Annotated in this window: 11 protein-coding genes; 5 read left to right on the forward strand and 6 right to left on the reverse strand. The window is 59.4% G+C overall.

From position 1 onward, the window contains the following. Positions 1-133: 133 nt before the first annotated feature. Positions 134-646: a hypothetical protein gene (locus ACSFBF_RS13175; RefSeq protein WP_435467573.1), complete on the reverse strand. Its 513-nt coding sequence runs from the start codon at positions 644-646 to the stop codon at positions 134-136. Here ACSFBF_RS13175 and ACSFBF_RS13180 point away from each other — a divergent pair. Continuing rightward, positions 626-1594, forward strand: a complete 969-nt coding sequence (locus tag ACSFBF_RS13180; protein ID WP_435467575.1) for a hypothetical protein — start codon at positions 626-628, stop codon at positions 1592-1594. The two genes, ACSFBF_RS13175 and ACSFBF_RS13180, sit on opposite strands and share 21 nt — an antisense overlap. 110 nt (positions 1595-1704) lie before the next feature. On the opposite strand, the gene ACSFBF_RS13185 is transcribed toward ACSFBF_RS13180, so the two are convergent. Then, a complete protein-coding gene (locus ACSFBF_RS13185; RefSeq protein ID WP_435467577.1) occupies positions 1705-3966 on the reverse strand; it encodes a LamG-like jellyroll fold domain-containing protein in 2262 nt (753 codons plus the stop codon). Between the two features lie 400 nt (positions 3967-4366). Between ACSFBF_RS13185 and ACSFBF_RS13190 the strand changes: the two genes are divergently transcribed. Beyond that, complete coding sequence (locus ACSFBF_RS13190) at positions 4367-6664, forward strand: LamG-like jellyroll fold domain-containing protein (protein ID WP_435467579.1); 2298 nt, start codon at positions 4367-4369, stop codon at positions 6662-6664. A 72-nt stretch (positions 6665-6736) separates the two neighbouring features. On the opposite strand, the gene ACSFBF_RS13195 is transcribed toward ACSFBF_RS13190, so the two are convergent. Together ACSFBF_RS13195 and ACSFBF_RS13200 are read right to left on the reverse strand one after the other, a co-directional pair. Then, the gene (locus ACSFBF_RS13195) at positions 6737-7084 is read right to left on the reverse strand and encodes a hypothetical protein (RefSeq protein ID WP_435467581.1); all 348 of its coding nucleotides are present in this window, start codon (positions 7082-7084) and stop codon (positions 6737-6739) included. Between the two features lie 115 nt (positions 7085-7199). After that, on the reverse strand, positions 7200-8546 hold the full coding sequence (locus ACSFBF_RS13200) for an MFS family transporter (protein WP_435467583.1): 1347 nt from the start codon (positions 8544-8546) through the stop codon (positions 7200-7202). Positions 8547-8737: 191 nt separating this feature from the next. Here ACSFBF_RS13200 and ACSFBF_RS13205 point away from each other — a divergent pair, with 191 nt between their 5' ends. The 3 genes from ACSFBF_RS13205 (at position 8738) to ACSFBF_RS13215 (ending at position 10610) form a co-directional block, all read left to right on the forward strand. Then, positions 8738-9121 carry a nuclear transport factor 2 family protein gene (locus ACSFBF_RS13205; RefSeq protein WP_435467585.1) on the forward strand — a complete coding sequence of 128 codons (384 nt, stop codon included), beginning with the start codon at positions 8738-8740 and terminating at the stop codon, positions 9119-9121. Between the two features lie 37 nt (positions 9122-9158). Continuing rightward, complete coding sequence (locus tag ACSFBF_RS13210) at positions 9159-9908, forward strand: DUF4303 domain-containing protein (protein WP_435467587.1); 750 nt, start codon at positions 9159-9161, stop codon at positions 9906-9908. 156 nt (positions 9909-10064) lie between these two features. Beyond that, the gene (locus ACSFBF_RS13215) at positions 10065-10610 is read left to right on the forward strand and encodes a DUF2867 domain-containing protein (RefSeq protein ID WP_435467589.1); all 546 of its coding nucleotides are present in this window, start codon (positions 10065-10067) and stop codon (positions 10608-10610) included. 285 nt (positions 10611-10895) lie between these two features. On the opposite strand, the gene ACSFBF_RS13220 is transcribed toward ACSFBF_RS13215, so the two are convergent. Both ACSFBF_RS13220 and ACSFBF_RS13225 read right to left on the reverse strand, forming a co-directional pair. Then, a complete protein-coding gene (locus tag ACSFBF_RS13220; RefSeq protein ID WP_435467591.1) occupies positions 10896-11537 on the reverse strand; it encodes a HEAT repeat domain-containing protein in 642 nt (213 codons plus the stop codon). A 116-nt stretch (positions 11538-11653) separates the two neighbouring features. Then, positions 11654-12037, reverse strand: a complete 384-nt coding sequence (locus ACSFBF_RS13225) for a hypothetical protein (RefSeq protein ID WP_435467593.1) — start codon at positions 12035-12037, stop codon at positions 11654-11656. Between the last annotated feature and the right edge of the window lie 171 nt (positions 12038-12208).

Here is a 12208-nt window from a genome sequence, read left to right on the forward strand (position 1 = left end):
TCAAGAACGAGTTCTGCAAGTCGCCAGTTGGATGGAGGGACGCTGAATAGGCTCATCAAGCATGCCGTCAAGGTGGGTTCGCCAGCCGCTTACGGGTCTGGCGTCATTGCCCCGAAAAACGAGTGACTGCATTTCATTCCTCGGCGTAGTCGAAAACATTTTTCCCTGCAAATATCGCCGCGCCATCGCGCAGCGCGTCATTTTGGAGAGGGGGCCGCGCCTGCGGAGCAGCCAGAGGCCGGACGCGGTCGTCGGCAGATCCCGGAAGCGAAGTACGCGCCGCGTGCGGTGGCGGTTTCTCTTCAATCTCAAAAAAACTATTCCCATAACTATGTTTTCCCGACGATACGTTTCTGCACTGATGCTTTCGGTGCTCCTGTCTGGCTGCGGTGGCGGAGGTGGCGGCAATCAAGGCAGTGGCTTGGGTGGCCTGATCGGCTTGGGCGCCAATGGTGGCAGCCAAGGCAGCAATGGCAGCAGCCAGGGCAGTGATAGCCAAAGTGGTAGCGGCACAGGTGGCACAGGTGGCGACGCTTCGCCCGTTGCGGCGACCGCTGCGTTGGTGACCAAGCTCGGCAAGCCGGCTCGGGTGTTGATCGGACTTGGCTCCAGTCCCATCGATCAGATGAAAAGCCAGAGCATTCATCCGGACATCGTGGACACCTACCTCGTGGGCGTCGGCGCAGGTGCCTGGCCCACTTGGAACAGTCCCGATGGTGCGTATGTCACATACACCGCGCAGGCCATCCAGGCCTACGGCGCGATTCCCATGTACACGCTGTACCAGATGACGGCGAACGGCGAAGGCAATCTGAGCGGCATCAACGACGCGACGTTCATGAACAACTACTGGGCCCAGGTCCGGCTGATGTACCAGCGCATCGCAGACCTCGGTACGCCCGTTCTGATCAACCTGGAGCCCGACTTCTGGGGATTCGTTGCTTCGCAGGCACCCAACCGCGACGCGACGCAGTTGCCCGCCGTGGTGAACAACCAGCCGGAATGCAGCGGGCTGCCGAACACCGCCGCAGGCCTTGGCCAATGCCTGGTGCAGATGGGCAGGCAGATCGCGCCCAAGGCGCTGGTCGGGTTCCCGCCGGCTTTCTGGAGCGGCACCCCTGCCGAGATCGGTGCCCAGATGCGCGCGGTCGGCGCACACCAAGCGGACTTCATCGTCGCCCAGACCAGCGACCGCGATGCGGGTTGCAGGGAAGTCGCGTCGCCGCCCGACGAATGCAAGGGACGAAGCGGTCCGTTCTATTGGGACGAAACCAACCAGACCAGCCCCAATTTCCACGAATCCCAGAGCCAGATCTCGGACTATCGCGCGGCGTTGGGCAATGGCCTGCCGATCCTGTGGTGGCAGACGCCGATGGGCGTGCCGTCCGACACGCCCGGCGGCACCGACCTGCACTACCGCGACAACCACGTCGACTACATGCTGCGCAACACCCAGGAGTACGGCGATACCCACACGTTCGCGATCGTCTTCAGCCCAGGTGGCGGCCATCAGACTTCGATCACCACCGATGGCGGCCAGTTTGCGCGCCTGTCGGGTCAGTACTTCGCACGAGGCGGCGCGACCTTGAAGTAGCGATCGGCAAAGGAGCTGAGCCCGCCGGCTCCGCACGGACATGCCGAACCCCACCGGAAGGAGGAGCACCGCGAGTAGCGCAGCGGTGCGCTGCGCCATCGCGCACCTCTCTATCCCGCGGCGATACGAGCGATCTCAGCCTGTGTCAGCGCGCCGCTGTATAGCCGGAAGTCCTGCACGGCACCTTTGAAGTAGGGGTCCGAGGCATAGGGAGACCGGCCCAGCCAGTTGTCGGGCGTTTCGCCCAATTGGTAGGGTGCGAAATCCATCGTCGAATCTGTCCCGACGATGTTTCCGTCGAGGTAGAGCGTGCCGGTCGAACCGGAGAGCGTGACGGCCAAATGCACCCAACGGCCAGCGGGAAGGGCTGTGGGGGCCGAAACGCTCTGCTCGCCAAAGTACAGCGTGCCGGTGATGGTGCTGCGCAGGGCCGCTTGCCCATCGGAGGGAAGCACTCCGAAGTACGAGACGTAGCTCGAACTCATGGCAACCAGCCAGGCGTTTTTCGCAGACGCGGTGCAGTTCACCCACAGACACAGAGTGAAATCGTGCAGGTTCGCCATGACGCCGGCAGGCAGCGTGACAAACGCGCCGTTGCCGTCCAGGAGAACTGCCTTTTCTCCCGCGAGCCGGCCTTCAGCCCACGTTGCGCCACCGGACAGGAGCGCGGTTCGCCGCACATCCACTGCGTCGGTGGCCGACGACCCGGTACCTTCGTTGAACGGAACATGAAGAACCAACTGGCCCGGCATGGACACGGTCTGCACCTGCTTGCCGACTCGTTCGCCCGACGGTGTGACCGCAACGATGCGATAGAGCCACGTGCCCGCGCCGGGGACGTCGGTATACGCGCGAGTCTCCGGGACAGAGGCCAAGGTCGTGAAGGGGCCGCACGCCGAACTCGCCCTCTGGACCTCATAGGCCGTCGCGTCGGAACTGCCCCACCAGTCCAACTCGACCGTGTCCTGAACCACGTGCGCAGTCAGCCCGCTGGGTGCCGCCCCCGAAGCAAGTGGATCGAGCGTCGCGGTCAGCGTGCCGAAGCTCGGCTCATCGCCGCCGGTGTCGCGCTTCTCCGGCCTCATCCTGGCAGCCATGGCTGAAACGTATGGGGCCGAAAGCCCCTTTCGATTCACGTAGTGGTTGTAGAAGAGCTCCCAGCAAGGCCGAAGGAGAGGGCGACCGTCCGTCGAAATGGCCGTGAAGGTCCCTTGGATGTTCGTGTACACCGAGAAAGGCAGATCCGGGTACGCGCCGCTCGCGTCCTGCAGGTTGGATGCAGCGACATATTCCGCGCCGGACAGCGTGCGGTTGTTCCAGTAGCCATAGAGGTCGTCTCCCTGCTTCCAGGCCATCTCGCAGGCAGAGGCGAGACAGGCAACGCTCAGCGTCGAATGCCCTTGATCGCGCCCGCTTTCCTGCCATTGCCCCAGGTGCCCGCGATGCAGCCGGTAAACCATGTGCTGCGCCGCGCCATTGCCCAGCCCACTCTTGAAATAGGTGATCGCCTCGTCGTAGAGAGCGAGGTCGTCGCAGAAGACCCCAATGGCCATTACCCCGCATAGGGTGAGCAGGTCCCAGGAGCTCCAGTAGTTCGTGACTGTTCTGCTGCTCGTGTTGGTGCCGTTGTGGTCGGTCAGAAAGCTGTGGCACAGCGGGTAGAAGACCTCCTTCATCAACGCCTGGAAGCTCGCAATTCCCGCAGGAGACCAACCCTCGTAGGTGCGCATGATCTCGGCGGCGTTGGCCCATTGGTAGCCATACAGGCCGGCCGCGATGAACCGGTCTGCATCGCCGGTGAGCGTCTTCATCTTCGAAGACCACTGATCCAGGAATTGGACCGCCAGATCGGCATAAGCAGCGTCCCCGGACACCCTCCAGCGCACGGCCAGTTCATAGGCGGTCAGCATGTCGAACACCATCGTTCCGAAGTTCTCGCCCGAGCCTCCGCGAATGACGGTCTCTTGCGGATTCGGCTTGCGGCTCAGGCTGGTGTAGTCGCCGCTGATCAATTGCTGATATCCACCGAGCCAGGGCTGCGCCTGTGCCTCGACCTTGGCGCGCATGCGCAGCAGGTCTTCTTCGTTGTGCAGCAATCCGGGATGAACGAATGCGCTTCGGGCAGCGATCTGTTCGGGTTCGGTCGCGATGCTGCTTTCACACGTGCCTTCAGGCTGCGGCGAGGGCTGCTGGGCCGGCGCTGGAGAAGGAACAAGCGCAAGAGGCAAGCCAAGCCCAAATGGCTGTCCGCCGCCACTGCCACCGCCGCCACACCCCGACAGCATCATTGCCAGGATCGTGCTGGCCTCCTGGATGAACCGACGCCGGGCGCCCGATTCAACCGGAATGTTCTCGCTCTCAAACTTGCTCATTCGCTCGTGCCAGCCTCGTTTCGTTTATCGGGAAAGCGCGCAGCCGCATTAGCGGCGTACAGGCCTCCAAAGATTCGAAATCTGACGCTTCAAATCACGCTTACAACAGAATTGTTTCACTCCAGATAAGAACAGTCGGGATTGTGTTGGGAAGCCGCACCGATATTCATTTGCCATTTCGAATGCCCTGATTTGGTCAGGATCGGGTCAGCATTAATTTGTTTTTTTATGCCCTCGAATTCGCAAATCGGATTACGTGGAATTCTGAGTTAATGGCGTGTGAATGCCGCGTTTTACGTGGTAATGAATTCACAAAAGCATCATATTACGTCACTAAAGTCTCGGCCGTTCGGGGTCGTCCAGTATCCCGTAAATATTGAATGCCTCACGGAACCGAAGAATGACGAATCAGAAAGATGCCAAGGAAAATTTCATTGATTTGAATGAGCTGGCTCGCGTGCCGGAGACTCGGCGGCGAGAGTTGTTGAAATTGATGATTGCCGGTTCCGCGGCCGGAATTGCAACCTTGTCTGGCTGCGGTGGTGGCAATGGAGGAGGTACTGGCTTTGGAACATTTCCAGCAGCAGGAGCGAGTGGTTCGTCGGGTAATGGGGCGGTATCCGGAGTTCAAAACCCTGCTGCCCAAAATCTCCCGGCGCAAAAGATATCCAGCTTTGCCATTTCAGTTCTTCCGGATACCCAGTTCTACCCTCGATATGCCTCGGAAAAGATGGGTGAGCTGTACCAGAAGCTGTATGCGAACATCAATCCGCAATACGACAATCCATTCAAGACCCAAACGCAATGGATTGCGCAGAATTTCCAGCAACTGAAAATGCCGTTCACGATCCATCTTGGCGACATCGTGGATCAGTCCTGGTATTACAACGACGAAAAATCGGTACCGTGGAGCGATTCGACCGATCTCGTGAGCAACGGTCAATTGAGCAACGGTCAGGTCACGAAGGAATGGGAACTCGCAAGCCAGGCCATGCAGGTGCTCGAGACGGCAAAATGCCCTTATTCGATTTGCGCCGGAAATCACGACGTTGGAGCCGACAAGAACAACAATATGCAATGGGGCCCCGATTGGGGAGTGGGCGTCACCGGCTTTGCCAATAACGACGGCTATCAGGACGGTGGCAGCCACCGAGTCGGCCTTTTTGAACCGTACTTGCAAGTTTTTCCTTCGGCACGTGCCCAAAAGCAGTCGACTTTCGGAGGCCGGCATGCCTCTGGTTTTCACGAATACCATATTTTCCAGGCCGAGGGGAATCAATTCCTGGTGCTCTCCATGTCGTGGAGAGCATCAGACGATGCCATCAGCTGGGCGAATCAGGTCATACAGATCAACAAGAATATCCCGGTCATTCTGGTGAACCATCAGCTGGTTGGCATCGGAACAGACGGGACAACCGCCGCGGATACCGCTTATTCGAATTACATGTGGGACAAGCTCATCAGGAGCAACGACCAGATTTTCATGGCCGTCAGTGGTCATTACCACGGCTCATGCACGAGCACCAAGAGAAATTCATTCGGCAATGATGTTCATTTGATGGTCGTGGACTACCAGATGGCGTACATGGGTGGCAATGGCCTCATGCGGATGTTCGAGTTCGACCTCACCAACAATAAAATAATCGCCAGTTCATTTTCTCCGTGGGTGCCCTTGAAGCCCGCGAATACCCTCAATGAATTCGATGCTGCCTGGCTGACGGATTCGAATCAGTCTTTCTCTATAAGCATAAATTTTGCAGAAAGATTTGCCTCTTTCAATGCAAAGTTTTCTGTTCCAGACGGATCGTCCGAAGTCGGCCTGACCGATACGGCAAAAAGCCTGATCTTGACGAACTTCAGCCAGCCTCCGCAAAAACAGGCCAAACTCCCGTCAGGCACGGAAGACTATCCGAAGGTGGATGGAACCCTTGCGCATTGGCGTTTTTTCAATGCAGCAGCAGCGGAAGGAGATCTTTTCCCTTATCAGGCAGGGCAGCAGATCCTGGATTCATCAGCCGCCGGGAAGAATCCGATTTCGGTGAATATCTGGATGGGAAGCCCGGGCGACCTGGCGTGGTCGAAGAGCCATCACCCCTTGTCGTCCGCACCTGGGAGCCTGCGTTTTCTGAACGCGACCAAGACCCGATCGACCTATTTCACGACCGATCAAAATTCGGCGCTGAATGTGGAGACTTTTCCAAACGGCTACACCATCGAAGCCTTCGTCAATATCGACCCGGCTTTTGACGCGAACATCAATGGCTGGATGGGGATCATCTATCGCCTGGGCGCGCGATCGCAGCTGCCTGGCTTCGACTCGGGCGATGGCGATTGCGCCTTGATGTTCGCTTTTTCGAATCTGATGGAATTCCAGTGGGAAATTGTCCCGGTCGATCAAAACACCAATCTGACCTGCTGGTCCGGAGGCGTATCGGCAGGCCAGTGGCTGCACGTTGCCATCGTCAATGATCCGGCCGCCTCATATTCGACAACCATGTACGTGGAGGGCGCTCCGGTTCTGCGGAACAACACGAACATGAAGGGCATTCGCTATGTAGCTCCCAACCAGCAAATAGCGATTGGCTGCGGCCAATGGGCCGGAAACATGTCCACGGGTTTCCTGGGGAAAATGGGTGAAATCCGCATCGTCGGCGCGCCACTTTCCTCGGACAAATGGCTGACGGCACGAGCGGCCTGAGACTGCCACCAGCGGTATCGGGCAAGGAGGCCTCCAGCGTCCAGGCCTGAGGCGACCTGGCGACAGCAACGGCTATATCCGGCTTGCGGTCGACGGGTCGTCCGGCTCGCACTGCAACGCGGGCCCGTGGCAGTGAATGGAGTCTTGAAGGGAGTGGGCGAGCCAGAGATCGAGCATGTTGCTTGAAGGTGCGGCGCTGCGTTCGTGTTGAGGCGGCGCACTGCCAACATCACGCCGTTGGTCGTGCCCCACCACTTCGCTGGCGAACCATCGGAAGATGTTGCTCCGGCTTTTCAGCCCATCGCTGGATCGCACGAAGAGAAAGCCTTGCTGCTCATTGCCCTCAGCGTCGACCGGGATGCCGGCGGCTCGCAAGGCTATGACCTTCGCGCCGGTCTCCATGTCGAATGGCAGCTTCAAGGTGATGGTTGCGTTGTGGACCGTCCGTCTCGACATATGGCTTTACCCTCATGTTTCCTGGTGGCTCCGTGGACCCGGGAGAGCTTCTCCGAAGGGTCCGTCCCGCGTTGTCGCTCTACTTGTCGTGATGCAGGTATGTCGCCTGCTTCGGCAGCAGCAGGCTCACCAGCAACGCCACGACCATCATTCCCGTCACGTACCAGTAGAAGTACGACTCGTGCCCGATCGACTTCAGCCCCAGCGCCACGTATTCCGCGCTGCCGCCGAAGATCGCGTTGCCCACCGCGTACGACAGGCCCACGCCCAGCGCACGAATCTCGGGCGGGAACATCTCCGCCTTCACGATCCCGCTGATCGAGGTGTAGAAGCTCACCACCGCCAGCGCGAGCGTGATCAGCATGCCGGCCACCAGCGGGCTGCTCACGCTTTGCAGGTTGCTCAGCACCGGCACCGTCATCAGCGCACCCAACGCGCCGAACAGCAGCATGTTGGTGCGCCGGCCGATGCGGTCCGACAGCGCGCCGAACAGCGGCTGCATGCACATGTAGATGAACAGGCAGGCCGTCATCACATTGCTGGCGGTCTTGATCGACATGCCGGCCGAGTTCACCAGGTACTTCTGCATGTAGGTGGTGAAGGTGTAGAAGATCAGCGAGCCGCCGGCCGTATAGCCCAGCACCACGAAGAAAGCGCGCTTGTGGTGGGTGAACAGTTCGCGCATCGTGCCCGCGCCCTTGGCAGCGCGGGTCTTGGTGCTGGCGGTTTCGGTCAGCGTGCGGCGCAGCATGAGTGCGACCACGGCGGCGATGGCGCCGATGACGAAGGGAATGCGCCAGCCCCAGCTCTTGAGCTCGGCTTCGTCGAGCACCTGCTGCAGCACAACGACGACCACCACAGCGAGCAACTGGCCGCCGATCAGCGTGACGTACTGGAACGACGAGAAGAAGCCGCGTTGACCGCGCATTGCCACTTCGCTCATGTAGGTGGCGGTGGTGCCGTACTCGCCGCCGACCGACAGGCCCTGCAGCAGCCGAGCGGCCAGCAGCAGCGCGGGTGCGGCGGCGCCGATCTGTGCATAGGTCGGCAGGCAGGCGATGACGAGCGAGCCCACGCACATCATGACGACCGAAGTCACCATCGAAGTCTTGCGACCCTTGCGGTCAGCCAGGCGGCCGAACAGCCAGCCGCCGATAGGGCGCATCAGGAAGCCGGCGGCGAACACGCCGGCGGTGTTCAGCAGCTGCACGGTCGGGTCCGACTTGGGGAAGAACGCTGGCGCGAAGTAGATGGCGCAGAACGCGTAGACGTAGAAGTCGAACCACTCCACCAGGTTGCCGGACGAGGCGGCAAAGATGGCGAAGATGCGCTTGCGCTTTTCTTCGAAGGTGTACGGGGTGTTGTTGGCGGTGGTCGCGTCGGGGCTGGAGGCGCCGGCGGTCGCACTGCTTGCGATGGCGGTCATGGAAAAGGGTCCTTGCTTGTCTCTTGCTGCGGCCCGCCGCAAAGCCGCGCGAAGCCGTTGCGCCAAGTCTGTCCGGCCGCCGCCGGGCTGTCGTCCGTAGCCTGCCGCCGGGCGGCTACGTATCGGTACGCAAGGGTAAATACCTAGAATGGGGGTGCCGCAAGCAAGCGGACTCGCAATGGAGGTCGATGATGGAAGAGCAAAACATCCGGACGGCTATCGACCGACATTGGGCTGCGTCCGCCGCAGGCGACCAGGTCGTCGAGCATGAGATCTATCACGACGATGCTGTGTGCACCTACCCGCAGTCAGGCGAGGTCATCCACGGCCGGCACAACCTGCAAGCACTTCGCAGCCACCACCCCGGCAAGCCATCGGGGTTCGTGGTCCGGCGGATCGTGGGGGAGGGTAGTCTCTGGATAACCGAGTACGTGATCAACTACGAGGGCAAGAGCGCCTTCACCGTGAGCATCATGGAGTTTCGAGATGGAAAGGTGTCGCGCGAGACTCAATACTTTGCCGATCCCTTCGATGCCCCCGCTTGGCGCGCCCAGTGGGTCGAGCGGGCAGTGTGAGAGACACGGCACCCCGCCAGAAGGAGTTCTCCCCGCCATGACTTGGTCACTGTTCTACTGCTTCGACAACGAGGTGCCCACCGACTTCCACGAATTGCGCCAGTTCGGCAGTTCGCTGTGGGCCGCGAACGGCAAGGTGAAAACCATGGGGCGCTCCAGCGTTGCCGAGTTTGCCAATGCCCAGGCTGCGAAGGACGCTTTCGTGCAGCGCAGCAGCGAGATCGAGGCCCAGGGCTACAAGCGGGTGCGCCAGGGCACACACGACCCCGCTCGCATCGACTTCCCCCTGCTCACCGCCGAGATTCGCGATGGCGCCCGCCGCGCCTTCCAGGCCATTCGCGCGGCCCACCCCGACGAAACCATCCGTCTCTTCGCGCTCGGCAGTGACGACAGTGCGATGACCATCATCCACGCCGCCGGCGTTCTTGCGCTGGGTGAGCCCGGCGACATGGACGACGAAAGCGAGATCTGGTGCTCCGCCGAGTGGCCTCACTCGGAGGGTGACGAGTTCCTCGACATCGCCTACCGCATGATCCTGCCCTGCCACCGCAACGACCTGCCCTGCAGCGTTGAATTCGACGTCTTGCACGCGGGCCTCTTCGAAGCCTGCGTCGCCGCGATGGAACAACTTGATCGCGAAGGATTCTTCGGTACCGGCGCGGTGCGCGAAGAAGTTGTGCTGCTGTGCCAGAGCGAAGGCGCCGAGGACATGGAAGGATCGATTGCCCGGCTCAATACTCCGCGTGTGGTGGGTCGACTTGAACGCTGGATCAGGCTCTGCGAATGAGCTCTGGCCATATCGACGCGTTTGATCCTGGCTGTCCGCTTTGGAGCAAACGAGACGTCGGCTTGGGGCGGCGGATTCAACCGGTCGATGCAACATCTGGCTTCGCCCGCCGTCGCCCGCCCCTCATGTCATCCGTCAGGCCTAGGAGTGCCATTCATGCCAATCGAACTCACGCTAGTAAAGCCGGTTGCTCTCCCCACGCAGTCTGCCGTCGCTACTATTTATGAATCAACGAATCTCGCAGACGCATTTGCGGTTCAACTTCCCTTTGGCACCTCCAGCGATCCAGATGTCCTGTGGCGATTCCTTATTTCACAGCAGCCATCCTGGATCGGATGGCTCACCAACATTCGAGATGCAATCGTTGCGTGCGTTGGTCTGAAGACCGCCAAACACCTTGCGACTCTCTCTGGCGAAGCCAACACTGACCGCATTGGCATCTTCAAGGTCTACGGCAGAAGCGAAACCGAGATCGTCCTGGGCGAGGACGACAAGCACCTTGATTTCAGACTGTCAGTACTCCACACCCCCGACTTGTCTCCAACACTCGGTGGCCAACTGACTGTCTCAACCGTCGTCCACTGCCACAACCTCTTGGGCCGAGCCTACATATTGGTTATCGCTCCTTTTCATCGCCAGGTTGTGAAGGCCAGTCTTCGTCGCGCTGCACATATCGGTTGGCCCAAGGCAGCCGCAAGATAGAGGCATGCGATGTCCGCTCCACCGAGGCCTAAGGATGATCTCCACAACAGGTGCTGCGAGTCCCACTGAGCCATGAGCTTCAAAACGTTGAACGGCCGCTTCCCGGCCCCTGGATCGACGAGCTGAAGGTCTGCAGAGGGTCGAGAGCGGCGTCGAACGGCTGCTTTCTGGCATGCACATTGAATAGCTGGTGATGGCCGTTGGCCGTCGGATTTTCTGGGCTCAAGCCGCCTTAGTTTTTCAGCGCAAGGAGCCCACAGCAGCGAGCGCAGCGTCCAAGTGTGCTTATGCCACTGAAGAATCATTCTTGGGGATTTCAGCTGGAACGACTTTTCCGAGTTCGGCTTCAATCGAAACCCTCATTCCAGGAACGCGCTGCACAAAGTTGTGTAGCGCGAACGGCGTTAAAGAATCCAAAGGCGGGATGAGAAAGGAAAACTCCCGTAGCAGGCTCGAAGCGTCTACCCGATAGAGGAACGCAAGCACTTCCTGCTGCGGTCTAGGGTCCACGTCTTTAGCCTGTAGCTTCTTTTTGTTCTTTCGAACATATTGCTCGACTGACGCCAAGGCGCGCTCGTCACCTGTTACGCCGATGGCCCACAGCGCATAGACCTTGTTGCGGCCGCTCAGTGGGTCTTCAAGGGTCTGTACAAAGTAAGGCGTTTCCGCTGCGCCGGCTATTTGCGCAATCGTCAGAATTGCACTGTCCCTTACATCTTGCTTTGGGTACTCGGATAGCGTTTTTAACGTTGGTACGCTCTGCTGAGTACCGCAGTCACGCAATGCAATCACTGCCCAGAAAACATCATGCTTCGATTTGGCAGTGTCGATTGCTGAAAGAAAAAACTGTTCGGACCACGAGAAGGATTTGTTCCTTTTAAAGTGTTCGCTGATGGTCTCTTTGTTTGATGCGTCAAGTGAAAACATGCAGTCTGATCTCTGTGCTAGGAGTAGTTAAGCCGTTGAATTTATACACGGTGCGTTGCAAATCGCCGTTCCGAGCTTTCCAGCGACTTGGAATGAGTGACCGCTCATGGCCGAATTCAGTCATTGGCCGCTTCAACGAAGTACCGACCATAGAACGTCCGCGCATCCTCCCAATCGTCCTCAAAGGCGTCAAGGTACTTACCGTAGTCTGCGATGGCTGACCAGTCATTCCGAGCGACCGCCAAGCGGGACTGCTCCTCGAAGAAAGAACGCAATTTCGGCCATCGAAGCGCGTGTATGCAGACCTGTACGAACTCTTTTGGCGCGTATACCCGCATCGTTCTGAATTCGTGCTCGAAGTCTTCGCGCAGGGCTGGAAAACTCGCAACTAGATCAATAGCTTTCGATGCGAACGGAAGGACCTCGGGCGCGTCGAAGACCTCGCTGAGCTTGTGCTCGGCTCGCTTCGCAAGGTCAACGAGTTGGTCGGAAGGTCTCAAAAAATCCTCTTACTGGTGGGTACGCACGAATGTCCGGTCTTGGCCGGCAGCCGCTATCCCTTGCAGAACAGTAGAGTGTCAGGGGCGTTCGCTTGCGTCAGGCGGTTCAGGATCAGCCCTCCACTTCTTTGCATCGACAAACGCCACCAGGCGCCGTTCGGCTCCGAGTAG

This window comes from Variovorax nivicola (assembly GCF_051216475.1).
Classification (GTDB): Bacteria; Pseudomonadota; Gammaproteobacteria; order Burkholderiales; family Burkholderiaceae_C; genus Variovorax.